This window comes from Floridaenema fluviatile BLCC-F154 (assembly GCF_041929135.1).
Taxonomy (GTDB): Bacteria; Cyanobacteriota; Cyanobacteriia; order Cyanobacteriales; family Aerosakkonemataceae; genus Floridanema; species Floridanema fluviatile.
In genome coordinates this window covers 89,434-114,530 of the sequence record NZ_JBHFNS010000057.1, presented here as the reverse complement: position 1 = coordinate 114,530, position 25,097 = coordinate 89,434, and the positions used below count along the sequence as shown (strand labels likewise).

At 39.1% G+C, this 25,097-nt stretch carries 21 protein-coding genes and 1 pseudogene; 11 read left to right on the top strand and 11 right to left on the bottom strand.

Annotated features, from left to right (window positions below):
* The first annotated feature begins 162 nt into the window (after positions 1-162).
* Both ACE1B6_RS14170 and ACE1B6_RS14165 read left to right on the top strand, forming a co-directional pair.
* Positions 163-1,116, top strand: coding sequence for an aldo/keto reductase (locus ACE1B6_RS14170; RefSeq protein ID WP_413257883.1), 954 nt, complete (start codon positions 163-165; stop codon positions 1,114-1,116).
* Between the two features lie 151 nt (positions 1,117-1,267).
* Positions 1,268-1,783, top strand: coding sequence for a methyltransferase family protein (locus tag ACE1B6_RS14165; RefSeq protein ID WP_413257882.1), 516 nt, complete (start codon positions 1,268-1,270; stop codon positions 1,781-1,783).
* A gap of 193 nt (positions 1,784-1,976) precedes the next feature.
* On the opposite strand, the gene ACE1B6_RS14160 is transcribed toward ACE1B6_RS14165, so the two are convergent.
* The 5 genes from ACE1B6_RS14160 to ACE1B6_RS14140 form a co-directional block, all read right to left on the bottom strand.
* A complete protein-coding gene (locus tag ACE1B6_RS14160) occupies positions 1,977-2,312 on the bottom strand; it encodes a DUF5615 family PIN-like protein (protein WP_413257881.1) in 336 nt (111 codons plus the stop codon).
* Positions 2,305-2,625, bottom strand: a complete 321-nt coding sequence (locus ACE1B6_RS14155; RefSeq protein ID WP_413257880.1) for a DUF433 domain-containing protein — start codon at positions 2,623-2,625, stop codon at positions 2,305-2,307. Before ACE1B6_RS14155 ends, ACE1B6_RS14160 begins: the two co-directional genes overlap by 8 nt.
* A gap of 110 nt (positions 2,626-2,735) precedes the next feature.
* On the bottom strand, positions 2,736-3,281 hold the full coding sequence (locus tag ACE1B6_RS14150; protein ID WP_413257879.1) for a cupredoxin domain-containing protein: 546 nt from the start codon (positions 3,279-3,281) through the stop codon (positions 2,736-2,738).
* Between the two features lie 12 nt (positions 3,282-3,293).
* Positions 3,294-5,552 carry a heavy metal translocating P-type ATPase gene (locus ACE1B6_RS14145; RefSeq protein ID WP_413257878.1) on the bottom strand — a complete coding sequence of 753 codons (2,259 nt, stop codon included), beginning with the start codon at positions 5,550-5,552 and terminating at the stop codon, positions 3,294-3,296.
* 180 nt (positions 5,553-5,732) lie between these two features.
* On the bottom strand, positions 5,733-6,062 hold the full coding sequence (locus tag ACE1B6_RS14140; protein ID WP_413257877.1) for a four-helix bundle copper-binding protein: 330 nt from the start codon (positions 6,060-6,062) through the stop codon (positions 5,733-5,735).
* 321 nt (positions 6,063-6,383) lie between these two features.
* Between ACE1B6_RS14140 and ACE1B6_RS14135 the strand changes: the two genes are divergently transcribed.
* Positions 6,384-6,734, top strand: a complete 351-nt coding sequence (locus ACE1B6_RS14135) for a hypothetical protein (RefSeq protein WP_413257876.1) — start codon at positions 6,384-6,386, stop codon at positions 6,732-6,734.
* Between the two features lie 79 nt (positions 6,735-6,813).
* Here the strand turns inward: ACE1B6_RS14135 and ACE1B6_RS14130 are convergent, their stop codons facing one another.
* The 5 genes from ACE1B6_RS14130 to ACE1B6_RS14110 all read right to left on the bottom strand — a co-directional run bounded on the left by ACE1B6_RS14130 (position 6,814) and on the right by ACE1B6_RS14110 (position 12,824).
* Positions 6,814-7,563: a DevA family ABC transporter ATP-binding protein gene (locus tag ACE1B6_RS14130; protein WP_413257875.1), complete on the bottom strand. Its 750-nt coding sequence runs from the start codon at positions 7,561-7,563 to the stop codon at positions 6,814-6,816.
* 17 nt (positions 7,564-7,580) lie between these two features.
* On the bottom strand, positions 7,581-8,744 hold the full coding sequence (gene devC / locus ACE1B6_RS14125; RefSeq protein ID WP_459563029.1) for an ABC transporter permease DevC: 1,164 nt from the start codon (positions 8,742-8,744) through the stop codon (positions 7,581-7,583).
* A 92-nt stretch (positions 8,745-8,836) separates the two neighbouring features.
* The gene (locus ACE1B6_RS14120) at positions 8,837-10,126 is read right to left on the bottom strand and encodes an ABC exporter membrane fusion protein (protein ID WP_413257873.1); all 1,290 of its coding nucleotides are present in this window, start codon (positions 10,124-10,126) and stop codon (positions 8,837-8,839) included.
* Positions 10,123-10,716, bottom strand: a complete 594-nt coding sequence (locus ACE1B6_RS14115; protein ID WP_413257872.1) for a TetR/AcrR family transcriptional regulator — start codon at positions 10,714-10,716, stop codon at positions 10,123-10,125. The genes ACE1B6_RS14120 and ACE1B6_RS14115 overlap by 4 nt, the downstream gene beginning before the upstream one ends.
* Before the next feature lie 224 nt (positions 10,717-10,940).
* Positions 10,941-12,824, bottom strand: coding sequence for a methyl-accepting chemotaxis protein (locus tag ACE1B6_RS14110; RefSeq protein ID WP_413257871.1), 1,884 nt, complete (start codon positions 12,822-12,824; stop codon positions 10,941-10,943).
* Positions 12,825-13,187: 363 nt separating this feature from the next.
* Here ACE1B6_RS14110 and ACE1B6_RS14105 point away from each other — a divergent pair, with 363 nt between their 5' ends.
* From ACE1B6_RS14105 to ACE1B6_RS14095, 3 genes are all read left to right on the top strand, one after another.
* Entirely contained in the window at positions 13,188-13,568 is a 381-nt protein-coding gene (locus ACE1B6_RS14105) for a VOC family protein (RefSeq protein ID WP_413257870.1), read from the top strand.
* A 624-nt stretch (positions 13,569-14,192) separates the two neighbouring features.
* A complete protein-coding gene (locus ACE1B6_RS14100) occupies positions 14,193-14,378 on the top strand; it encodes a hypothetical protein (RefSeq protein ID WP_413257869.1) in 186 nt (61 codons plus the stop codon).
* Between the two features lie 179 nt (positions 14,379-14,557).
* Positions 14,558-14,749, top strand: coding sequence for a hypothetical protein (locus tag ACE1B6_RS14095; protein WP_413257868.1), 192 nt, complete (start codon positions 14,558-14,560; stop codon positions 14,747-14,749).
* A gap of 19 nt (positions 14,750-14,768) precedes the next feature.
* Here the strand turns inward: ACE1B6_RS14095 and ACE1B6_RS14090 are convergent, their stop codons facing one another.
* Positions 14,769-15,212 (bottom strand): COG3650 family protein, encoded by a 444-nt coding sequence (locus ACE1B6_RS14090; protein ID WP_413257867.1) that lies wholly within the window; start codon positions 15,210-15,212, stop codon positions 14,769-14,771.
* 416 nt (positions 15,213-15,628) lie between these two features.
* On the opposite strand from ACE1B6_RS14090, the gene ACE1B6_RS14085 reads away from it, so the two are divergent.
* From ACE1B6_RS14085 to ACE1B6_RS14065, 5 genes and pseudogenes are all read left to right on the top strand, one after another.
* Entirely contained in the window at positions 15,629-17,113 is a 1,485-nt protein-coding gene (locus ACE1B6_RS14085) for a methyl-accepting chemotaxis protein (protein WP_413257866.1), read from the top strand.
* 24 nt (positions 17,114-17,137) lie between these two features.
* Positions 17,138-18,682, top strand: coding sequence for an ABC transporter substrate-binding protein (locus ACE1B6_RS14080; RefSeq protein WP_413257865.1), 1,545 nt, complete (start codon positions 17,138-17,140; stop codon positions 18,680-18,682).
* Positions 18,683-19,506: 824 nt separating this feature from the next.
* On the top strand, positions 19,507-24,099 hold the full coding sequence (gene gltB, locus ACE1B6_RS14075; protein ID WP_413257934.1) for a glutamate synthase large subunit: 4,593 nt from the start codon (positions 19,507-19,509) through the stop codon (positions 24,097-24,099).
* A 369-nt stretch (positions 24,100-24,468) separates the two neighbouring features.
* Positions 24,469-24,660 (top strand): annotated as a pseudogene (locus ACE1B6_RS14070) (peptidase M15); the annotation flags it as partial.
* A 131-nt stretch (positions 24,661-24,791) separates the two neighbouring features.
* Positions 24,792-25,097 (top strand): DUF4258 domain-containing protein, encoded by a 306-nt coding sequence (locus ACE1B6_RS14065; protein WP_413257863.1) that lies wholly within the window; start codon positions 24,792-24,794, stop codon positions 25,095-25,097.

Below are 25,097 nucleotides of genomic sequence, written 5' to 3'. Positions count from 1 at the left end.
AAAACCCGCCCCTACAGAGATTTAACTTTTGAATTTTCCTCCCCTCTGCCCCTCTGCCCCTCTGCCCCCCTGCCCCCCTGCCCCTCTGCCCCTCTGCCCCTCTGCCTTCTCTGAAGATACACTAAAAGAGTATGAAGAAATGTAAAGAAAAGGTAGACAGCCGTGCAAACCATTACTTTAGGACAAAATGGCCCCACCGTCACGCCCTTGTGTGTAGGAACTTGGGCCTGGGGTGATAAACTGTTTTGGAACTACGGCAAAGATTACGGTGCCGAACAGTTGCGGGAAGCTTTTCATGCCTCAGTAGATGCGGGGATCAACTTTTTTGATACTGCGGAAATTTATGGCATGGGAGTTTCGGAAGAATTGCTAGGAAAATTCATCAAAGAAACGGATAAACCTGTGCAAATAGCAACAAAATTTGGCCCTTTGCCTTGGCGATTTACCGGAAGCGCAGTTTCTGACGCTTTAACAGCTAGTTTAAGACGTTTGCAGCTAGAATCAGTCGAACTTTATCAAGTTCATTGGCCTTTTACCTTTTTTCTGGGTCAAGAAAGTTTAATGCACACTTTAGCAGAAGAATACAGAAGAGGCAGAATCAAAGCAATAGGAGTTAGCAATTATTCAGCTGAAGAAATGCGCCAAGTATATCAATATTTAGCTGATTTTGGTGTACCTTTAGCGGTCAATCAAGTGCGCTACTCGTTACTTTCCCGCAAAGTAGAAAGCAAAGGAATTATTTCTGCTGCCAAGGAATTAGGTGTTACTATTTTGGCATACAGTCCTTTAGCGCAAGGTTTGTTAACTGGAAAGTATGTTCCTGAGAATAATAACCAACCAAGTGGGGCGAGAAAAGCAGATTCTCGTTTTAGCAAAAGTGGTTTAGAAAAAATTTCTCCTTTAATTACTTTAATGCGGGAAATTGGGAATAAGTACGATCGCACCCCCGCCCAAGTCGCCCTAAATTGGTTAATCGCCCAAGGAAATGTCATCCCCATTCCCGGCGCAAAAACCCCCGACCAAGCTAAACAAAACGCAGGCGCTTTAAATTGGCAAATGACAGAAGAAGAAGTCGCCAAATTAGAACAAGCAAGCCGCCCTTGGTTACAATCATAAATTAACAGACCTTTGGCAAAAGCAGAAAATCTCCCTATACATCTGTGTTCATCTGTGTTCATCTGTGGACATCTGTGGTAAAAAAATCCGAGATTTCTAACTTTTGCCAAAACTTTCCCTTAAAAATCTAATTTTTCCCACTACCTAAACTATGAAACAATTATCAGAATGGGGTTTTTCTCTAGAAGGTTTACGAACTGGCAATAAAGGCGAATATTGGTTTTTAGCACAAGCTTTACTAATTACAATTTTTCCGTTTTTACCTATTTATCGCCCAACTTGGTTAGAAATTAATTCATCTAATTTGTTGAATGTAAGTTGGGGCGTTGCTGCTGTTTTAACATTAATCGCCTTAGTGTTTTTAGCCAAAGGTTTAATAGATTTAGGAAAACACTTAACGCCTTTACCTTATCCTAAAGAAGATGGGGAATTAGTGCAAACAGGAATTTATAGTTTAGTGCGCCATCCTCTTTATAGCGGGTTGATTTTTTTAACACTCAGTTGGGCAATTTTTCAAATAAGTTTAACTCACTTATTCGGCGTTTTAGTTATACTTATTTTTTTGAATGCGAAGGCGAATAAAGAAGAAGCTTGGTTAAGTGAAAAATTTCCTGAATATGCTGAATATCAGCAAAGAGTGAGGAAGTTAATTCCTTGGGTTTATTGATAGTACTTGCGCTTTTATCCCGGCTGCGATTCAAATCGCAGGCTAATAGCGAAAGTCCACTGAAGTGGACTAAATAAAATAGTTTTCAGTGGGATTTATCCGAGTTTATTTATTAGGCAGCGATCGCATTTCCCATTTATTCAAAATGCGATCGCCTATGTGGCAAAATAAAAGCGATCGCCTTGACTTTCTCTCACAAAAACTCAACACGCCCAATCATTTCTTCAGGCGTATACACTTCATAAATTAGTACCAAACTTTCAATAATCTGACCAATGGATCTAGTTCTCTGCTTGCAATAAGCAATCCCTGGATGTTCGCTTGTACTACTACCAATAGCTAGAAAATCTTCATCATGAGTTACAATCACACGCTTTTCTTGGCAGATAAATTGCAACTGTGATTCATCACTCTGGGTACGCAATCCCACTTCAACTGTTGTTGTGACATCAATGCCACGACGACGCAACTGATGGGCGATTTCTGGATCGACTTGTTCATCTAAGTGAAAGCGAATACGTTCATTCACCTCTAATTTCCCTTAACTTTTTTTCTAACTTAGAGGGAGGACTATTGCGCTTTAATTCTTCAACAAATGCTTCCGCTTCCGCAGTTTGACGATCTATTTCTTCTTGATACTCATAATAGTAAGCCATTGCTGCATGAATTGATGCCAGCGACAAATCATAAGTTTTAGCAATTTCTTCTATAGACAATCCCATGTGTAGATACATATCAGCGATTGCTGATACTTTAATTCGATGACCAGCAATGCGTGGTTTTCCACCACATACGCCTGGAGTTATTTCAATATATTCTGTAATTACTGGTTTTATGGACATAATAATTTGTTGTTTGCCTTAACCACAATCAACTTTATTTTATCACTAAAATAGAGCGATCGCCTAACTAATTCATTAGTGCAATCGCTCTTATTTCACAACAGTTATTTTCAACTTTTCTGAGATGTGCCATCAGGTTGCACTTCCACAACTCCGCGAAACATATTCATCCCACAAGTAAAGGAATATTGACCTGGCTTTTTCGGGGTAAATTCGACCGGAGTAACATGATTTAAGTCTAAATCCTTAGCAATGTGAAAATCGGGAATTAAGACTTTTTCCAAACAGCTACTTGGATCGCGACGGAAGAAATTTAATCGGACTGGTTGACCTGCTTGTACTACTACTCGACTCGGTTCATAACCGCCATCAACAGTAATAGTCATTTCTTGAATTCCTTGATTTGCATCAGCTTTTTTGGCTTTAGTTTTACTGAACATAAACCACCATAATTCCAGTCCAATTAAACCTAAACCGCCTAAAGTTACTCCAATTTTTAAACCTAAAGGTTGCTCGATTTTCCGAAATAAAACGGTTTTTTCTGTTTCGGAAGCTGGCATTTCCATTGGCATTTTGGTTGCTGCTAAACCGGAACTAATTCCTAGCAAAAATCCTAATCCTACTAAATTGATAAAAATGATTTTCTTGCTCAACATTGGCGACCTTCCTTACATTGTTTTCGGTTGAAAATTCCGCAAGCGCAAAGCATTTGTGACTACAGAAACGGAACTAAATGCCATTGCACCTCCGGCAATAATTGGATTGAGTAACCAACCAAAGAAGGGGAATAAAATTCCGGCAGCGATCGGTATTCCCGCAACGTTATAAATGAAGGCGAAAAAGAGATTTTGGCGGATATTTTGGATTGTGGCGCGAGATAGTTGAATTGCGGTGACAATGCCTTGTAAATCGCCAGAAATTAAGGTGATATCGGAAGCTGCGATCGCTACATCTGTTCCAGTTCCAATGGCAATTCCGACATCTGCTTGTGCTAAAGCTGGGGCATCATTAATCCCATCTCCTACCATCGCTACAATTTTGCCTTCGGATTGAATTTCTTGAACTTTAGCTGCTTTTTGATCGGGACGAACTTCGGCAAAAACTCGGTTAATTCCGACTTCACGGGCGATCGCTTCCGCAGTTTGGCGATTATCTCCGGTTAACATTATTACTTCTAAACCTAACCGTTTTAACGCTTTAATTGCCGCAGGAGAAGAAGGTTTTAATGCGTCAGCAATTCCCATTAAACCTTCAATTTCTCCATCTACTGCAATCCAAACTGCTGTTTTTCCCGCTGATTCCCATTCTGTTTTAAATTGTTGCAAATTTGCAGTATCAATTCCTAATTCTGTCATCCAGCGAGAAGTGCCAATTTGCACTAATCTATCAGAAACTATTCCTTGTACGCCGCTACCTGCGATCGCTTCAAACTGCTCTACATCTGCTAAACTTACTTCCTGTGTTTCCGCATATCTTACCACCGCTTCCGCTAAAGGATGCTCAGAATTTCGTTCTACAGAAGCAGCTAATTTAATTAGTTTCAACTCATTTCGGTTGGCAGTACCATTAACAGTAATAAAGTCTGTAACTGTGGGTTTTCCTTGGGTTAATGTGCCAGTTTTGTCTAAGACAATGCTGTTAATTTTGTGGGCTAATTCTAAGCTTTCTGCACCTTTAATTAAGATGCCATTTTCTGCACCTTTTCCTGTTCCCACCATCACAGATGTTGGCGTAGCTAAACCTAATGCACAGGGACAAGCAATAATTAAAACTCCGACTGTGGTAATTAATGCTAAAGTTACATTTCCCATGACATTAAACCAGATGACGAAAGTAGCGATCGCGATCGCAATTACCACAGGTACAAACCATCCCGTTACTCGATCTGCTAATCTTTGAATCGGCGCTTTAGAACCTTGTGCTTGTTGAACTAACTGCACAATTTGCGCTAAAACTGTATCTTTTCCCACTCTAGTTGCACGGAATTTAAAACTCCCAGTTTTATTAATTGTTGCGCCAATTACCTCATCTCCGCTTTGCTTTTTCACGGGAATACTTTCACCCGTTACCATCGATTCATCAATGGTAGAACTGCCTTCAACTACTTCTCCATCAACCGGAATCTTTTCACCAGGACGTACTAAAATAACATCGTTGATTTGTACTTCTTCGATCGGCAAATCTACTTCTTTTCCATTGCGAATTACTCTAGCAGTTTTTGCCTGTAAACCAATCAATTGTCGAATCGCTTCTGAAGTTTGTCCCTTAGCACGATTTTCAAAGAATCGCCCTAAAAGAATTAAAGTAATCACAACAGCAGCAGTTTCGTAATAAACTTCTGGCATCAATCCTTGGTTGATGAAAAAGTTAGGAAATATTGTGGCAAACAATGAATAGAAATAAGCTGCACTAGTCCCAAGTGCAATTAAAGTATCCATTGTTGCTGCATGACGTTTAAAAGCTTTCCAACCATTGATATAAAAACTGTAACCACACCAAAATTGTACAGGCGTTGTTAACAGTAATTGGAACCAAGCATTATGTAACCATGCCGGAATGAAAGGTAAATGCAGTCCCGTCATCATTGGCAATGAACCAACAATTAAGATAATGCTAATAATGCCACCGACGGCAACTTTTAGCATTAAATCGCGAGATTCAGCTTTACGAGCCGCTTTTTCTGTATCATCTTCTCCAGTAATCATTTGTTGTTCTTGGAGAGAGTAAGCAGAATATCCCGCTTCTTCTACTGCGTTTTGAATTGTCTCTACGTTAGTTTTTTGTGCATCATAAATTACACTTGCTTGCTCTACACCAAAGTTAACGTTAGCTTCTTTAACTCCGGGAACAGAACGAATCGCATCTTCAATGTTTTTTGCACAGGAGGCACAACTCATGCCTCGCAATTTGAGGGTGGCGTTGTCCATAGTTCAATAAAGATGTTGTGAATCAACTAAATCTATTCTGTAGGCTCTAGTTAACTGGAGAGTCAAGAGTTTAATTCAATTTTTTTGAGTATTTTGTTAAAAAATCAATATAAATAGATTGGGCAGGCAAGATGAAATTAGGCAGGCAAGATGCCTACCCTACAAAATCTTTACTAAAATTTAAGCTACACCTGCAATGCTGGCGACTTTGCGGTATTCTTCGATAGCACGCCGACAAGCTTGAGCACAGCTTTGGCAGTGATCTGAATTGTGCTTTTCACATTCTTTAGCACAGGCTTCACAGATTGCAATGCAAGACTGAACAATTTGCGGAATAAAACGCGATCCACGACTAATGAATGCAGCAGAAGTCCAGCAAATTTCTCCACAGTCACGACATAAACGCGCACATTCGGGCATATTACCCAAACAAGCATCTTCACAATGTTCACATTCGTAAGCACAGTGAACAGCAGCATCTATAACTGTCTTATGTTGTTGATGAGCCATGAGAAATTTTCTCCTTTCTAATTACTGAAAATTGCGCTAAATTATCGACATATAAGCCTCTTGACTTAACGTTAGAGAGTTAATTAGGGTATTTCTTCTTTCTAGAGAACTAATCAAATTTCTTCCTAGTGAATGACGAGGATTTCATCTTAATTTCATGATTGTCTGATGATTTAGTTTGGTTGTGATTACTAATACAATTGCTGTTTTTAGGTGCGATCGCAATGGCAAAAGAAGCTCAACGCCCAGAAATCAAACAGTTAGCCAGAAATAGCTAATTGCCATAAGATATAGAAAAGCTAAATAATGGTAAGGTGAACAATGGGAGAGAAAATTAAAGTCAGTTGTAAAATTCCTCAAGAGTGGGAAGCAAAAATAGAACTTTTAGCGAAAGAAAGGAAGACACAAACAAGCAAAATTATTTATGAAGCTTTGGCGCAATACTTGGGTGAAAATGCTAACACTGATGACAGTCGCCTCAATGCTTTAGAAGTGGAGGTAACAATGCTGAAAAGGCAATTAGCAGAACTTACTATTTTAATAAAAAATCAGCAACCAAACTCTTTAGTAAAGCTGCCAAAAGTTCAAACAAATGTAGATGATGATGATGATTTTATAGAAGATGAACCTGATGAAATTCTTTATGATTTCTTACCACCTGAAGAGAGATAAATTGTTATAGGTAAGTTGTTGCGCTTCAGCGCCAGATCAGATCGCTAAAACGCAACAACGTACCTTTTTGAATGTTGCATTAGTGCATTTTGGTAGTTACATCAATGCCGTCGTCAACTAAACAACCATCTTCCATGTAAAGGATACGATCGGCAATATCTAAAATCCGATTATCGTGGGTAACTAACAAAATTGTTATCCCTTGTTCTTTGGCTAATTTATACATTAATTCTACAACATCGCGCCCAGATTTTTTATCAAGGGCGGCTGTAGGTTCGTCTGCTAAAACTATTTTGGGATGGCTAACTAATGCTCTGGCGATCGCAACTCTTTGCTTTTGTCCCCCTGACAAATTTTCAGCGTAATAGTTAACTCTATCTCCTAAACCAACTTTTTCTAACATGGAAATTGCGATCGCGTCCATGTCTTGTTTCAACTTTTCATCATGCAATTCTAAAGACATCCGCACGTTTTCTTTTGCTGTTAAAAATTTCATCAAGTTATGAGCTTGGAAAATATACCCAATTTGGCAACGCACTTTGGTTAATTGGTTTTTACTCGCGCCAGCCATCTCTTGACCTAAAATTTTTAAACTTCCTTCTTCCGCAGAACGTAAACCGCCTAAAAGCGTTAATAATGTGGTTTTTCCTGAACCTGATGGCCCTGTTAAAAGTACAATTTCTCCTGCATTAATTTGTAGGTTAATATCAAATAATACTTGTTTCCGTAAGGAACCTTTACCAAAATAATGGTTAAGTTTGTTCACAGAAATTACAGGTTTGGTTGTAATATCTTTGACTGATTGATTGGTAAGAGTCAAGTTTTGCATGGTTAATTTTTTCCGTTTTAAAACACATCAGCAGGGTCAGCAGAACGGAGCTTTCGCATTGCGATCGCACCCGAACCAACACACATGACAACTGTCATCAAAAAAACAGTACTACCTCGCTCAATTGTCATTTCAATCGGTAAAAGTGTGGCACTATAAGCAAGTTGATATAAGCCAAAGGAAAGAAAGAATCCCGGCAAAAAGCCCAACACTGCTAAAATTAACGACTCTTGAATTAACACGAATAACAAATATTTATCGGTGTATCCCATTGCTTTTAAAGTTGCATATTCGGGCAAATGATCGGATACATCAGAGTAGAGAATTTGGTAAACAATGACGATTCCTACAATAAATCCTACCCCTACGCCTAGCCCGAAAATAAAGCCGATTCCTGTACCATTTGCCCAGTAAGTTTGTTCAATTTGGGCGAATTCTTCAGGAGTAAGTACTAAAACATCTTTGGGTAAACCTGCTTTCAATTGCGCTTGCACTTGGGTTAAGTTTGCATCAGGTTTTAGGTGAATTAATCCTACTTCGATATTTTCTGGTTTGCGATCGGGAAACAATGTCAAAAAGGTAGAATCACTTGCAATTACATTTCCATCTGCTGCAAAAGATGCCCCATTGGTAAATAAATTAGTTACTTGAATCGCTTTCCCGTTTAATTCGGTGCTGAAATTTCCGGTTTTATCAAAAGTTTCCACAACTCCGTACTCGGGGCGACCTGCGCGATCGAACAATACGTTATTTAATTGCTTCAAACTATCAAGATTTGCTTGCACTTCGGGAAACTTAAATGCTGGTGATGCCGGATCGACTCCCCAAACTAAAATTGCTCGATCTAAGCGAGTTTCAGGATTGCGCCATTGTCCGGTAGAAATGTAAACGTAACTGACAGATTTTACTCCGTCATAACCTAATGTTTGATAGAGTCTTTCTCTGGAAAAACTCTTGACGGAAAACAGGGTTTGGAATTGAGGATTAATTAATACTAAATCAGCTTGCAGATTGCGATGGGGTTTGACTGCTGCATTAAATAATGCTCCTTCAAATCCCATCTGAATAAATATCAACATATCTGCAAAGCCGATACCTGCAACTGCAACAGCTAATCGGACTTTTTCTTTCATTAGCTGTCGCCATGCTAAGGGAGTTTTGCGAAATAATTTGGGAAACATAGATTTTTGGGGATTGGGGACTAGTGATTGGGATTGTTGTGGTTCCCAAAATTTTATATTGGTCATCCGTTATAAAAAAAGCTAACAGTAATTTACTGTTCAATTGCTGTCTGAACTTGTAAATTTGTCAAACCTGAAACTCGCTGACTATCTTCAGGAGTTAAGCGAATTTTTACTTCGACTACTCTGCGGTCTAAGTTTTCTCCGGGTTGATTGCTAAACACATTTTGTCGTTCGACTTGTAAACCAATTCGCTCTACAAATCCAGTTAATTCACCGGAAAAACTTTGGCTGGTTACAGTCGCTTTTTGCCCGATTTTAACTTTGCCAATATCGGTTTGATAGACTTCTGCGATCGCCATCATTCGATCGGTTTGTGCTAATTCCACAACTCCTGAACTATCTATCTTTTCTCCCGGTCGAGAGTGAACTTTTAAAATTACACCCGTAATTGGTGCGCGAATAAAAGCTAAGTTTAAATCAGTTTGGGCTCGTTTTACAGAGGCGATCGCATTATCAACTTCGCTTTGTGCTGCTTCCACATCAACGGGACGAACTTCCGCAATTTGGGTTAGCGTAGCTTGCGCTTCCCGAATTTGTTTATTACCAGTAGCATTAATCCGATCTAAAATTACATTGGCTTCCCGTAATTGCTTACTATTAGTAGTATTAATTCTCTCTAAATTCGCCCTAGCTTCGTTCAATTGTTGGCGCGTAGTTTCTACACTTAAACGTTTGCTATCAAACAAAGAATTAGAAATCGCACCTTGAGAAAATAACTGTTGATAACGGCGCAATTCTGCTTCTGCATTATTCAGTTCTGCTTCTAATTTTCTAATAGTAGCTGTTTGGGCTAATTTTTCCCCTGACCATTGCGCTTCTATGCGTGCGATCGCTTGTAATTGCGCCGCTTTATCTCCTTCTAATTGTGCTTGTAAACGTTCCACAGTTGCTTGTTGGGCTTGAATTTCTCCACTTTTAGCACCAGCTTTTACTTGCGCTAACTTCGCTTGAGCAACTTTTACTTGTTCTTGCGCTTGTTGTAAAGAACTTTGTAAACGTGCTCTCGAATCCAAAATTGCTATTACTTGTCCAGCTTCTACGCGATCGCCTTCTTTAACCAACAATTCGCCAATGCGATCGCCATCCAATGACAAAGGCGCAGACAATTTAATTATTTCCGCTTCTGGTTCTAATCTTCCTAAAGCTGTTACTTTTCTCACAACTGGCGTAGTTACTACACTGGGAGTAGAAGTCTTTTGACTGATAACACCAGACTCAGAAATTGCATAATAAATAATTCCCCCAGTCGCCGCAGTAGCAGCAATTATTAATCCAATTAACCACTGATTTGTTGATTTAGATGGGAAGTTTATATTCATGGTTTTTCCTCATGATGTAAGTATTTATTTTCTAAATACAACGTAAGCATTCGTCCTAAAATTTTAAACTGTTCCGCAATTGAAATTTCTTCTTTCATCCAAATTTTCTGAAGTAACAAACCGTCAATATGTGTCATAATAAAAGCAGCTAATCCTCGATCTTCAAAGCCTAAAAGCTCACAAACTGCTTGCAAACAACGCTCAATAGTTACTTTAAATACAGCATTACCTTTATTTTCGTGATGGTCACTACTTTGACAAAAATCAATCATAATAAAGGTTTGTTTGATAAAATAATCTTCATTTTTCTGTAAGAATCTTCCACAAGCTTCTATGCGCTCTTGCAGTGTTTGAGTTCCTTCTAATTCAGCCGCTACTTTCAATAAAGCCTGTCGATTAATTTCTTCTACTAACTGCTCATATAAAGCTTTTTTGCTGGGAAAATAATGATACAAAGTCCCAGTTGAAACTCCTAACCCATCGGCAATTTGTCGCATCGTAATCGAGGCATAGCCCTTTTCTGCAAACAAATCAAAACATTTATCTAACAGTTCTCTACGGTATAGTTCGTGGTCAACAATTTTTGGCATAAGACACAGTAAATAAAAGGATCTCGCTTGTTAGTTATACAGTATAAATCTACATAATTAACTAACAAGATTGCGGAAAAATTTAATTTATATCGAACATCCGTTATTATATACGTTAATAAATCTAAAAGCAAGAGTCCCTCAGTACGTTGTTGTGCTTTAGCACTTTTGTATCAACGGGAATCAGAGCGATAAAGCGCAACAATATACCTGTTATTGGAGGATTAAATAGTTTCGCTTAATTTGAAAACAACTTGGTTGAGTTCTTGAGTACCTTGTTTGGTTTGGGAAATACCTTTTGCGGTTTCGTTTGCACCTTGGGTGAGGTGACTCATCGCTTCTGTTACTTGTTGGGTAGCGATCGCTTGCTGCTTGTAAGTTAGTGCGATCGCTTGACTATTGTCAACAATCTTTTCTACTGATTGAGCAATATCAGCGAAAATTCTCGCCATATTGTGAGAAATTTCCACACCTAAATCCACATTTTTTGTACCAGCTTCAGCTACGCCAACCATTAAATGAATTGCAGTTTGAATTTCCTTAACCAAAGCGGTAATTTGTTGAGCCGACTTGCCACTTTCATCTGCTAATTTGCGAATTTCCGAAGCGACAACTGAGAAACCTTTACCATGTTCTCCGGCTCGTACTGCTTCGACCGCAGCATTTAACGCTAACATATTAGTTTGATTTGCTAAAGAGATCACCACATCAGAAACATTACCAATTTGATTTGTTTGTTGTCCCAAATGAACAGCGTTTTCCGCAATTTCCTCAACCCTTTGTTTCAGATTATTCATCTCTTCTAGAACTCGTTGAACAGCGTTAGTTCCTTGATCGATTCGTAGTAAACTTTCCTTTGCGCCAAAAGCAGCCGATTCCGCTTGTTCCGCTGACTGACGAGAGGAAACACTCAATTCATCCATAGTGGTTGTTGTTTGTTGCACTGAAGATGATTGTTGACTTGCCATTCTTTCTTGTTCCATAACCGTAGATGAAAGCTGAGTAGAAAAAGAAGACACAGTTCCCACCATTTCTTGAATCGATTTAACTAAGCCACGCAGAATTAAAACTCCAACCAATAAACCAATTAAGAGGGATAAGACTGAGACAATGAAAGCAAAAAATTTAAAACTATCAATAGAAGAGTAAACAGCTGTTTTGGGAGTTTCGTAAATCAAAGCAAAAGCACTATCTTTGTTTTGCGGATCGGGTAAAAATGTCTGATAATTAATTAAAGAGTTTGTTGCTTTATCGGTTAAGCCATTTTTCCCAGATAAAATTTCGTTAGCTACTTCAGGAGGATAGTCTCGCTTCAGAGTAGTATCTTTATTTAGTTCAAATCCCCAAGTTTTATTTTCATCTGGATGGTACAAATAATATCCATCATTATTTACCGCAAAAAATTGCTGTCGGAAATTATTTTTTAAATCATCATTTTTTCCAGTTTCAAATAAATGATTCGCTAACAGATTAGCAACTACAAGACCTCTTTTTTGCCCTTTACCATTGTAGATAGGAGTAGCAAATCTAATAACTGGGATAAATGGAGTTTCAATTCTGCCATTTTCTCGGTTCAAATTGATTGTAGAAATATAAACTTCTCCTCGACGTAATTTTATTGCCTCTCTAAAGTATTCGGTGTTCAATTTATTTTGTAGTTGAGAACCTTGCACAACTTCTACTGAACCAGACTTGGAATTGACTCTAACTAATTCATTACCGTTTTGATCTAAATATTTTATTTGGTAATAATAAGGTCTAGCTTCCAAAAAAGAAACAAAAATAATATTAAGTCGTTTTACCCATTCTGGATATGTAGATTTATCTTGCGGATCGATTCCCTTATTTTCTTTAGCTCTAACAATTCCTTGAATGGGTGGAGTCTGACTTAAATAAAGCACATCTGCTTTGCTAATATCTATTAATTGATTAATTGATTTTTTACTGTTTTCTCCTTGCAATTTCATCTGCCCTGAAATTAAAGATGTTAGTTCTCGGCTTGAAGAATTAATACTGTAAGTACTGACAATTACAGTGGGAACAACTAGTCCGATCGCTAATAGAAAACTTAGCTTGTTTTGAAATTTATTAAAAAATGCCGTACCCATTTTTCTAAACCTCTATTTGAGTGCTAAAGATATTTTTAGCTAGGTAAATACTGTAAATTTTTGAGAAGTTTTATTGAGCAAAGTTAACTTTTACAACTGATTAGAACCAATGCAAAAATTTCATTTAAAATACAATTTTTGTCATTGCTGATTACAGCTTTACTATCACTATCCATCATTTATATTACCCAGATAGCCATGACAAAATTTACCTTCAATTCATGTAATTTTCTCTATGAATCGGAGTAATAGCATTTATTTAATTTATAGAAAAAGCTAAGTAGCGATCGCCTAATAAATTAATCAAAACTTAAGAATTTATCTCTATAATTAACGTAAGTAAAACTCAGTAATATTGCAGCTATGAACGATCGTCCTCAAATTGGCAGGATTAGCCCACTGATTCCCGCAGGCGATGACTTAGAAAAAGCCATTAAATTTTATGAAGAAAAACTCGGATTTACCACCATTCATCAAGAAGGTAATCCCGTGAGAATGGCAATAGTCAAACGTGACAATGCCGAGATTTTTTTAGTCAAAAGCGATTACCATGACTTAGCCAAAGAAATATCTCTTCGTTTGCAAGTAGCAGGGATTGAACAACTTTACCAAGAGCTAGAAAGCAAAGGTGGCGATGCGATCCATCCCAACGGCAAACTAGAAACGAAACCTTGGGGACCAAAAGAATTTACTGTAATTGATTTAGCGGGAATATGTTTAACTTTTTACGAATTTCCTGACTAATCTGGCTTTCCCATACTCATAGTGATAACTTGTAGGGTGCATCAATAAATTTGATTGGCACCCTACTAATTATGTCAGTTGCGTAAGTCTCGAAATAGAAATTACTGTTAAATACAACGATTATTTTGACACCAATCGTTTAATTGTTGTTCATATTTTTTCAGACTTTCTGGGCGGTAATCTTGGCAATCACGCCATCTATTTTTGGTACTTTCGTGAAGACGATCGACAATTATAGTTAATACTTATTGCACAACTTGCTCAACAAAACCTAGAATCAATAGGTTAACAATCAACTCTTTCAAAGTAAATTTATAGCCATCACTTTGGCAATAATTTTATTAACTAAGTATTAATTATTTATAGAAGTTAATTGAACGATTTAATATAAGTAGTTAATTTACCAAATGTAAACACAGATTAAAAATATTAAGTAATGCGGTTTGGCATTAGAACTGCTAACAGCACCAAAACCAAACAGTCCCGAAACTTTAACCATTACTTGGCATCACAAAAACTAGCAATACTGAGAATCTCTCTTAAGAGTTGTTAATTGTAAATTAGGTACGTTGATATTAACCATAAGAATGGGCAATATAAAAGTAGAGATTAGGAAGAGACGTTATGTTTAACTTAGACGATAATTGGATTGTTGTTCAAGGCGATCGCCGTTACAATGATACTCTCTTAAACTGCCTTAGATTATTGGATGCAGCGATCAATCCACAAATTATTGAAGTCTGCTTAAGCACTGGGTTCTTTAGCAGTCCTCAATATCGTATTTATCACGAATTTTGGATGGAAGACTAAAATTAAATAGTGGTAAATTTTCCTTCGGGTAACTTCGGTGAAACTACCGATTTACCTTCTTAAAAGAGAGTTGTTAAGCTAGCTTTAATCTCTCTTTACCTCTCTTTAGTCAGAGGTAGAAAAAGCTGGAGTTTTTTATCATGAAGGCGATCGATCGCTAATTACCAAACAACAAAATCATGAACCAAGAAAAAAACCAATCTTCCAGCCAATCACCTACTGACACCAACCCAGAAATGGATCGAACTCCACAATATTATCAACCAGAATCCGGTTACAGAACCGATGCAGAAGAGGAAGAACTTAGGCCAAGTTCTCCTCTGAATCCCAGAGTAGCTGATAAATCACAACAAGCAACGGAAGAAGCGTAAACAAAACTTTTACTTTGGATTATTTCCTTGACGCACAACCTTCCAACACCCGATTACCTAAAATCAAAGTCGCCTCGTAGGGATAGATATTATCTGACATTCCATCGCTACAAGATTCGGCTTTTTTAATAATTAACGTACCATTTGGTTGTCCTCTAAGTTGGTAAACTCTTACCAGATCGGCAGGACGACCTTCTGCTTTCATTGGTGTAACATAAGGATAATTTCGTTTACTTACTTCCGGTGATGAATAAACTATGCCATTGCGGTTAACAGTTACATTCCAAAAAGGTTCAGTTCCGTTGACAATAAAACTTTCCCCTCTAGCCGGAGTTTGGGAAATTACGGAATTTTTTCCTGATATATTGTGATTAGCGTAACTTTGATTAGCTAACAGAGAATCGCTTGCCAACCAACTAACGGGTAAAGTCAATAAAACGGCACAAAAGTATAGAGATTTCATAATCACCTAGTTTCCAAATTACAGCCTTTAATATCTTCGACGATGTTATTTGGCATTAGTGCCACGATTTAGCAGATTACTGATTAAATTAAGGATAATTCTTGCAACAATTCTTAAGGAATTCACTTAATCAAGAGTAGTTAATGATACTGAATAATCCTGAATAAATTTATATATTCATATTTCTAGAAAATTAAACTTTTACTAAAAAAACCATAATTAGTCACAATTACTGCTAAAAAAGTATTAAGCTAGTTAATCTAACACATAGTTGGATCGGACTCCCCGCAAGCAGTAGAACAATATTAAAAGATTCTATTCAGCTGCTTAACTTGAAAAGTTAAGGTTGCATCTGTTTAATTAAGGAAATTTGGAAAAAACCAGCGTAAGTTTCACCTCTTGAGGCAATCAAAGCCATGTATACTTTTAAGCTTTATAAACAACTCTTTTTTCATAAGAGTCGGCTAAGAACCAAAATACTAAGAGGTTATTCAATTCCTATTTTTCTTTCTATTATTAGCGCCATTATTGTTTATTTTCAAGGCGTTGTCCAAGTAAAAAATCAATCTCAAAGATTGAGTTTATTTCATGAAAATATTAGTCATGTAAAAGATTTAGCTTTTAGTATATCATCAATGGAAAAGTCGGCTAGAGGATATTTAATTAAAAGAAATAAATCTGAGTTAGCAGCTTATGAAAAATGGGATACTGCATTTTATGAACAGTCGGAAAAAATCCGGCAATTAATTACAGATACTCGCCAACGGGAAAATTTAAATCAAATTATTGAAGTTGGCGATCGCATGAATGAATTTTACCGCCGACTAATTTCTTATATTGAATTAAAGAAACCAGAAAAAGCACAACAAATTTGGGGAGAAGGAAAAGTTCAAGCTTTAACCGCAAATCTCAGCGAATTAGTGCGAAACTTTGAACTTCAAGAACAGAAAAACTTAGCCGAGCAAAAAAAAGCCCAAGAAAATGCTTTAAATTTATTGACTACAGTTGTTTTTGGTTTAACGGGAATTTCTACTTTATTAGCGATCGCTTTCGCTATCAAAATTTCTAGTGCAATTAGCCGACAAATGAACCAAGAAACTAGCGCCATTGCTTCCTCTTCCGCAGAAATTGCTGCAACAATGACACAACAAGAACGCAACAGCATTCAACAAGCTAGTTCGGTAAATGAAACTACCAATTCTCTCGATCAATTAAACACTTCTTTGCGTTACGCCAAAGAACAAGCAGAAAATTCCGCCTTAGCTGCAAGTCAAGCATTAAGACTTTCCCAAACAGGAACCCAAGCAGTCGAACGCACCCTCACAAAAATGGCAACCTTAAAAACCAAAGTTGGGGAAATTGCCGAACATACTATTAAATTAACCGATAATTCTAGCCAAATTGAAACAATTATTCGCTTAGTTAGTGAAATAGCCACACAAACAAATATGTTAGCTTTGAATGCTGCAATTGAAGCGGTACGTGCAGGAGAACAAGGGAAAGGTTTTGCAGTTGTTGCTCAAGAAATTCGTCGTTTAGCCGATCGAAGTAAAAAATCTACTGCGGAAGTTGATGCCTTATTAAACGCAATTCGCCAGGAAATTCAATCTACAGTTTTAGTCACAAAAACCGGAACTAAAACCGTAGAAGAAGGAGTAATAATTGCTCAAGAAATGGCAACAACTCTTACCGGAGTTACCGACGCAGTAGAAACAGTAGTAGATAATAATCAACAACTTTCTTTAAATGTTACAGAACAAGCAAGTGCGATTAAACAAGTTGTAACTGCAATGAATCAAATTAATCAAGCAGCACAAGAAAATGTTAGCGGCGTGGCGCAAGTACGAGAAGGTAGCCAAAAACTTAATCAAGCTTTGCAAAATCTCCAAGCACTAGTTTAATTGCCTCAATAATTGGTAAAGACAATGAAAAGTATTTATAACTCAAAACCTTTAATTAAATGTTCTCAATGTGGCAAATTTCATCTCCCAATTAATCACCAAGTTTTCTCAGATTTCCCGATCGATCCCTTAGAACTTGTAAATGATTATATCCAAATGGGTGTGATTAAGGCAAATTCTCTCAAAGTTGCCGAGCAAATTACTCAGCAAGACATGATAATTGCCTTAGATCGAACATCTTTAACTCAGGGGAAAATATCCCAATTAGCCAAAGATTTAATTGCTCAAGCAGGTGGCATTGATGCTATATTATCAGCGGCATTTGGTGGGAAATCGAAGGAATTGTTACAGGATACAATGCAACATCAAGCCTTTAGTCGGCGGCGTTTTTTGCAACAAGTTTTAATTGGAGCCGCTTTAGTTACTCTGGCTAATTGTACTCCTGCACCAGAAATAACAAATGAGGCGGAAACAGCCACTACATTAGAAAAAAAACACCTGAAAATTGGATTTATTCCCATTACTTGCGCCACTCCGATTATTATGTCAGATCCTTTGGGATTTTATGATAAATATGGGCTGAAAGTCGAGCTAGTAAAAATGAATAGTTGGGCACAAGTTAGAGATTCTGCGATCGCCGGAGAACTAGATGCCTATCATACACTTTCCCCCATGCCGATCGCCATGACTTTAGGATTAGGATCGCCAGCAATACCAATTAAATTAGCTAGTATTGAAAACACCAACGGCAATGCAATTACTGTTGCCATGAAACATAAAAATAAAGTGAAAAACCCAGAAGATTTCAAAGGTTTTCGCATTGCTATTCCTTTTGTTTATTCAATGCACAATTTGCTATTGCGTTATTACTTAGCAACTGGTAAAATTAACCCAGACAAAGATGTAGAAGTAGTAACTTTGCCCCCAGCAGAAATGTTAGATAGGCTGAAAACAGGGTTAATAGATGCCATGATTGTTGCCGAACCTTTTAATCAAATAGCAGTGCAGCAAAAAATAGGATTTATTCATCTGTTAACCCAGGAACTTTGGTCGGGACATCCCTGCTGCGCCTTTGCTGCATCTGATAGTTGGATAAAAGAACATCCCAGCACATTTCGAGCAGTTAACAAAGCGATAATTGATGGCGCAAATTATGCGAGGAATCCTAATAATCGGCGGGAAATAGCAAAAGCGATCGCAAAGGAAAAATATCTCAATACACCGGAAAAGATTTTAGAAGAAATCCTCACGGGAGACTTTGAAGATGGATTAGGAAATTCCCGCCACATTCCCCAAAGAATTGACTTCGATCCTTATCCTTGGAAAAGCTTTTCCTATTGGATTACTTCACAATTAAGGAGATGGAAACTATTACCAAGTTATCATGAAACAGATGAAGCGATCGCCGACGAAGTATTTATGACCGGACTGGCGCGACAACTAGCAAAACAACTCGGTCAAACCCCACCGACATTAATTATGCGCTACGAAAAACTAAAATATGAATGGTTCGATCCCACCGACCCCCAAAAATACCTAACTCAGCAAATCCAAAAATATGGGTTTTAATTCCCAGCCACCCTCTAGTTTTTTGCTAAAGTATAAAACCTGCAATCAAAATTTAAAAATGCTCATTTCCAAGTCAGAGATTGCTGACATTTTCCCCGCAATAGAATGACTGAGTAAACCAGCAAAACGGAGAATTTCTGTTAAGATTGATTATCCGGGGATAACGATCGAGGTATCAGTTTATTGTCGGGTACGGTACAGCTATAAAAAAACAGTAACGCCAACTTCCAGTTTATTTATAGCTGAGAAGAAGAGCTTTAAATAGAGAACCAAAAGATAAATTCCCCAATTTTCAGCATCATAAGTTACAGTTTAGTAGCAAACCGTTAATCCAAATATTTAATTACTTAAAGTTGTATAAATCTGATTAACAAATTGGTTCACAGAATCTAATTTACCTGTACAATTTCCAGACTAGCTAAAACTTTCCTTAAGAACTGGCACTTTAGAGCCAGCCTCGTTAGAAAATCCATCATAGCTATCGTTAACAAATTCCCACTTTCCGCATGAAACAAGAGAACTTTAGTAGTAAATTACTATCCAACACTAATATCATCGCCGCCATTGTATTTGCTAACCTTGCCAATATTGCTCAAAGAGTCTATCCCAATAGATAAACTGAACAAATCATGACAATGACAAAGCGACAATCAAGTGCGATATAATTCCACAAAACGCTTATTGGATAAAGCTTTTAGAAAAGTTTGATTTGTTCCTTATTCAGCAAATAGGCAAGATTTTATATGAATAAGTCTTGTCATTACAACATCTCAGTCCTTCCCAGACGACGGATGACATACAACGCACTCTATACGCAATCAATGATGAACAATAACACAGTACCTCAAACACAAGGCTTATACGATCCGCAATTTGAACATGACGCTTGCGGTGTAGGTTTCATTGTCCATCAAAAGGGCAAGAAATCTCACGAAATTGTCGAACAAGGATTAACAATTCTTTTAAACTTAGATCACCGAGGCGCTTGCGGTTGTGAAGCAAACACTGGAGACGGCGCAGGTATTTTAATGCAAGTACCGCATAAGTTTTTGCAGAAAGTCACAGCAGCAGAAGGATTTACCTTGCCAGAACCGGGACAATATGGAGTCGGGATGATATATTGTTCTCCAGACCCAGCAGTTCGGCAAAAAGGTCGAGAAACTTTTACCGCTATTGTCGCCGAAGAAGGACAAAAAGTACTTGGTTGGCGCGACGTACCCACAGATAACTCTTCATTGGGGAATACTGCCAAGTCTAGCGAACCTTCCATGCAACAGGTGTTCATCCAACGTTCCGCCGATCTGGATGATGCCGCATTTGAGAGAAAATTGTATGTGATTCGCAAACGTACTCATGTAGCGATTCGGGCAACTGACATCGATCCAATGTGGTATCCTTGCAGTTTATCTTCGCGGACGATCGTCTACAAGGGAATGTTGATGCCCGTGCAAGTAGGACAATATTACCCCGATTTGCACGATCCCGATCTCGAAAGTGCCTTGGCGTTAGTTCACTCACGCTTCAGTACTAACACTTTCCCCAGTTGGGAACGCGCACACCCCTACCGCTACATCGCCCACAACGGCGAAATCAACACATTGCGGGGTAACATTAACTGGATGCACGCTAGACAATCTTTGTTTGAGTCGGAATTGTTTGGCGATGACATTAAGAAGATCAAGCCAGTTATTAATATAGATGGAAGTGACTCGCTGATTTTCGATAACGCCTTGGAATTAATGGTTTTGGCGGGACGTTCCTTACCTCATGCGGTAATGATGATGATACCAGAACCTTGGACGGCGCATGAATCAATGAGTCCAGAGAAAAAGGCGTTTTACAAATATCATTCTTGCTTGATGGAACCTTGGGATGGTCCGGCTTCGATCGCCTTCACTGATGGTACGATGATGGGAGCAGTGCTCGATCGCAACGGTTTACGTCCTTCTCGTTACTATGTCACCAAAGACGACTTAGTAATTATGGCATCAGAAGCCGGAGTATTACCCATTGAACCAGAAAGGGTAGCTTTGAAAGGTCGCTTAGAACCGGGAAGAATGTTCCTCGTCAACATGGAAGAAGGAAGAATCATCGCCGACGAGGAAATCAAAAACAAAATTGTCAGCGAACATCCTTACGCCGAATGGATTAAGGATAATATGGTAGAACTGGCGAAACTGGAAACTCCCCAGTCCCCAGTCCCCAGTCCCCAGTCCCCAGTCCCCAACCTAATCCAAAGACAAACCGCATTTGGTTACACCTTTGAAGAGTTGCGGTTGCTGTTAACGCCGATGGCGAGAGATGGAGTGGAAGCAGTTGGCGCGATGGGTGCGGATACACCTTTGGCGGTATTGAGCGATCGACCAAAAATACTCTACGATTACTTTAAGCAATTATTTGCTCAAGTGACAAATCCGCCGATCGATTCCATCAGAGAAGAGATTATCACATCGGCAGAAACTACGATCGGTGCAGAGAGAAATTTACTCAAACCAGTTCCCGAAAGCTGTCATTTGATTGAGTTGAAAAGCCCAATTTTGAGTGATGAAGATTTGGCGAAACTCAAATATATTAATGAAGGTGGATTCAAGTCGATCACTTTGCCAATTTTGTTCGATCCCAAAGCGGGAGTCAAGGGATTGTCAAGCGCGATGGAAGAGATTTTCCAAAAAGCGGATGCTGCGATCGCAGATGGTGTGAGTATAATTATTTTGAGCGATCGAGAAATCGACAAAGATAATGCTCCGATTCCTGCACTTTTAGCAGTTTCCGGTTTACATCACCACTTGATTCGCGAAGGTACGCGCACCAGAGTCGGATTAGTTTTAGAATCAGGTGAACCTCGCGAAGTGCATCATTATGCAACTTTAATTGGTTACGGTTGCGGCGCGATTAATCCATATCTTGCATTTGAGACGATCGCAGATATGATTAACGAAGGATTAATCCTCAACGTTGATTACAAAACCGCTTGTAAGAATTACATCAAATCAGCAACCAAAGGTGTAATCAAAGTCGCTTCCAAGATTGGGATTTCCACCATTCAAAGTTATCGCGGTGCCCAGATTTTTGAAGCCATTGGATTGAACAAAGCAGTCATCGACAAATATTTTACTTGGACAGCATCGCGGATTGAAGGCGCAGATTTAGAAGTTATTGCTCAAGAAGCAATTTTACGACATTCTCATGCCTTTCCCGATCGCGAAGTCAACGGACACACCCTCGATGTTGGTGGCGAATATCAATGGCGCAAAGAAGGCGAAGCGCACTTATTTAGTCCCGAAACAATTCACACCTTACAAAAAGCAGTTCGTACCGGAAACTACGAAACCTTCAAACAATACGCCAAACTGGTAAACGAACAAGGGAAAAAACATTTCACCTTGCGCGGATTGTTAGAATTCAAAGAACGTCAACCAGTACCTATCGAAGAAGTTGAACCAATCGAAGCAATCATGAAACGCTTCAAAACAGGCGCAATGAGTTACGGTTCAATTTCCAAAGAAGCCCATGAAAGTCTTGCTATTGCCATGAATCGCATTGGAGGCAAGTCTAACACAGGAGAAGGCGGCGAAGACCCAGAACGTTACACTTGGACAAACGAACAAGGCGACTCCAAGAATAGTGCAATCAAACAAGTAGCATCAGGACGTTTTGGCGTAACGAGTTTGTATCTTTCCCAAGCGCGGGAATTACAAATTAAAATGGCGCAAGGGGCGAAACCTGGAGAAGGTGGACAATTACCCGGACGAAAAGTGTATCCTTGGATTGCCAAAGTTCGCCACTCAACCCCCGGAGTAGGTTTAATTTCGCCACCGCCTCACCATGACATTTACTCGATTGAAGATTTGGCGGAACTGATTCACGATTTAAAGAATGGGAATCGGGAAGCGAGGATTAGTGTAAAATTAGTTTCGGAAGTTGGAGTTGGTACGATCGCAGCAGGTGTAGCCAAAGCCCACGCCGACGTTGTGTTAATCTCCGGTTATGACGGAGGAACAGGCGCATCACCGCAAACCTCCATCAAACACGCAGGTTTACCTTGGGAACTCGGACTCGCGGAAACTCACCAAACCCTAGTTTTAAACAACTTACGCAGTCGCATCGCCGTAGAAACTGATGGACAAATGAAAACCGGAAGGGATGTAGTAATTGCAGCCTTACTCGGTGCAGAAGAATTCGGTTTTGCAACCGCACCTCTGGTAACACTCGGTTGTATCATGATGCGTGTTTGTCACCTTAACACCTGCCCCGCTGGGATTGCAACCCAAAACCCACAGTTACGCCAAGCATTCACAGGCGACCCCGAACATACGGTAAACTTTATGAAGTTCATCGCCACAGAAGTTCGGGAACTAATGGCGCAACTAGGTTTCCGCACCCTCAACGAAATGGTAGGACGAACCGATATTTTAGAACCGAAAAAAGCCGTCGAACATTGGAAAGCCAAAAATATCGACCTTTCCAAGATTTTATATCAACCGGAAGTCGGCCCGGAAGTCGGTCGTTATTGCCAGATTCCCCAAGATCACGGATTAGACAAATCCCTTGATATAACAGTATTGCTGGATTTGTGTCGTGATGCGATCGAAAAAGGCGAAAAAGTCAAAGCCACCCTACCCATCAAAAACATCAACCGAGTCGTCGGAACAATCTTAGGAAACGAAATCACCAAACGCCACTGGGAAGGACTTCCAGAAGACACAGTACACCTACATTTCCAAGGAAGTGCAGGACAAAGCTTCGGCGCATTCGTACCCAAAGGCGTAACCTTAGAATTAGAAGGCGACGCAAACGACTACTTAGGAAAAGGCTTAAGCGGTGGAAAAATCATCGTTTATCCCCCGAAAACCTCCACCTTCGTCCCCGAAGAAAACATCATCATTGGAAACGTCGCCTTCTACGGCGCAACAAAAGGCGAAGCATACATCAACGGTATAGCTGGCGAACGCTTCTGCGTCCGCAACTCCGGCGTAAACACCGTCGTCGAAGCAGTCGGAGATCACGCTTGCGAATACATGACAGGCGGAAAAGTCGTAGTCTTAGGAAAAACCGGACGCAACTTTGCAGCCGGAATGAGTGGAGGAGTAGCCTACATCCTCGACGAAACAGGCGACTTCGCCACCCGCTGCAACACCCAAATGGCGGACATCGAACCCCTCGACTTAGAGGATATCGAAACCATCCACCAAATGATCCAAAAACACCGCGAGTACACCGGAAGCCAAAAAGCCGCCAAAGTACTTGACAAATGGGAAGAAATGGTATCCAAATTCGTCAAAGTCATGCCCCGCGACTACAAACGAGTCCTCGAATGCTTAAAACGCGCATTTGAATCCGGCTTAAGCGGAGACGAAGCATTAGCCGCAGCCTTTGAAGAAAACGCCCGCGACGTTTCTCGGATAGGCGGAAGCTAACTTTTTGGTAATAGGTAATAGGTAGTAGGAAAACCAACTACCTATTACCCACTACCAAATCTCTTTCTTCTTCTTCCTTCGTGTCCTTCGTGTCTAAGTGCTACGCACCGCTACGCGAACGTGGTTCAAAAAAAATCTTATTCTCACCATAATAAACTCCTCTTTCTTCTCTCTGCGTCCTCTGCGTCTCTGCGGTTCAAAAAAAACATCTTTTTTTAACCACGAAGACACGAAGGACACGAAGAAAGAGAAGAAGAAGTTTTTACGATTGATTAATTACTCCTTTCATAATGAACCGCAGAGACACAGAGGACGCAGAGAGAAGAGGGAGTAATTAACTTGAGAAAGCTAAGTTTTTCTGTAATTAACATGAGACAACCGCAAACCGTCAAAAGTTTAGATAATTTAGGGAGAGTGCAACTTTCCAAAAGCTTTTTTATGCGGGAATTTCTCTATTCAGAAATCTCCCAAATTGAAGGTATTCCTAACATACCAGACGATCCTGATTTGGCGATCGCAGCCGGAAAAAACCTCTGCCAAAAAATACTCGAACCGATACAGGTAAAAGTAGTGGTTATTTAACTAAAGAAGCAATGGATAATTTTGGAGGTTCACATGAAGAGTATTATAGAGATTTTATTCAAGGATTACCAGTCAGCCTGGGAAGTATATAGTAAATAAAATGAGACTGCATGATAGAAGAAATTCGCCAGAAAATAGCATCAGGATTATACGAGTTTTCCAAACACGCTGTCGATCAAAGTATTATACGTAACATCACTATAAAGGAGGTACAAGAAGCGTTTGTCTCTGGTGACATTATTGAAGATTATCCTAATGACAAATATGGCCCTAGCTGCTTAGTTCTAGGATATACTCAAACACAAAGACCTTTGCATATTCAATGCAGTTATCCATCTCGTACTATTGTTAAAATAATTACGCTTTATGAACCAGATCCTAATTTATGGATGGATTTCAAAGTAAGGAGAAATTGA

Bases quoted from the DNA above. Each gene is read 5' to 3' on its own strand.
- ACE1B6_RS14165 (WP_413257882.1), top strand. From the start codon at position 1,268: ATGAAACAATTATCAGAATGGGGTTTTTCTCTAGAAGGTTTACGAACT.
- ACE1B6_RS14155 (WP_413257880.1), bottom strand. From the start codon at position 2,625: ATGTCCATAAAACCAGTAATTACAGAATATATTGAAATAACTCCAGGC.
- ACE1B6_RS14150 (WP_413257879.1), bottom strand. From the start codon at position 3,281: ATGTTGAGCAAGAAAATCATTTTTATCAATTTAGTAGGATTAGGATTT.
- ACE1B6_RS14145 (WP_413257878.1), bottom strand. From the start codon at position 5,552: ATGGACAACGCCACCCTCAAATTGCGAGGCATGAGTTGTGCCTCCTGT.
- ACE1B6_RS14140 (WP_413257877.1), bottom strand. From the start codon at position 6,062: ATGGCTCATCAACAACATAAGACAGTTATAGATGCTGCTGTTCACTGT.
- ACE1B6_RS14135 (WP_413257876.1), top strand. From the start codon at position 6,384: ATGGGAGAGAAAATTAAAGTCAGTTGTAAAATTCCTCAAGAGTGGGAA.
- ACE1B6_RS14130 (WP_413257875.1), bottom strand. From the start codon at position 7,563: ATGCAAAACTTGACTCTTACCAATCAATCAGTCAAAGATATTACAACC.
- devC (WP_459563029.1), bottom strand. From the start codon at position 8,744: ATGTTTCCCAAATTATTTCGCAAAACTCCCTTAGCATGGCGACAGCTA.
- ACE1B6_RS14120 (WP_413257873.1), bottom strand. From the start codon at position 10,126: ATGAATATAAACTTCCCATCTAAATCAACAAATCAGTGGTTAATTGGA.
- ACE1B6_RS14115 (WP_413257872.1), bottom strand. From the start codon at position 10,716: ATGCCAAAAATTGTTGACCACGAACTATACCGTAGAGAACTGTTAGAT.
- ACE1B6_RS14110 (WP_413257871.1), bottom strand. From the start codon at position 12,824: ATGGGTACGGCATTTTTTAATAAATTTCAAAACAAGCTAAGTTTTCTA.
- ACE1B6_RS14105 (WP_413257870.1), top strand. From the start codon at position 13,188: ATGAACGATCGTCCTCAAATTGGCAGGATTAGCCCACTGATTCCCGCA.
- ACE1B6_RS14100 (WP_413257869.1), top strand. From the start codon at position 14,193: ATGTTTAACTTAGACGATAATTGGATTGTTGTTCAAGGCGATCGCCGT.
- ACE1B6_RS14095 (WP_413257868.1), top strand. From the start codon at position 14,558: ATGAACCAAGAAAAAAACCAATCTTCCAGCCAATCACCTACTGACACC.
- ACE1B6_RS14090 (WP_413257867.1), bottom strand. From the start codon at position 15,212: ATGAAATCTCTATACTTTTGTGCCGTTTTATTGACTTTACCCGTTAGT.
- ACE1B6_RS14085 (WP_413257866.1), top strand. From the start codon at position 15,629: ATGTATACTTTTAAGCTTTATAAACAACTCTTTTTTCATAAGAGTCGG.
- ACE1B6_RS14080 (WP_413257865.1), top strand. From the start codon at position 17,138: ATGAAAAGTATTTATAACTCAAAACCTTTAATTAAATGTTCTCAATGT.
- gltB (WP_413257934.1), top strand. From the start codon at position 19,507: ATGAACAATAACACAGTACCTCAAACACAAGGCTTATACGATCCGCAA.
- ACE1B6_RS14065 (WP_413257863.1), top strand. From the start codon at position 24,792: ATGATAGAAGAAATTCGCCAGAAAATAGCATCAGGATTATACGAGTTT.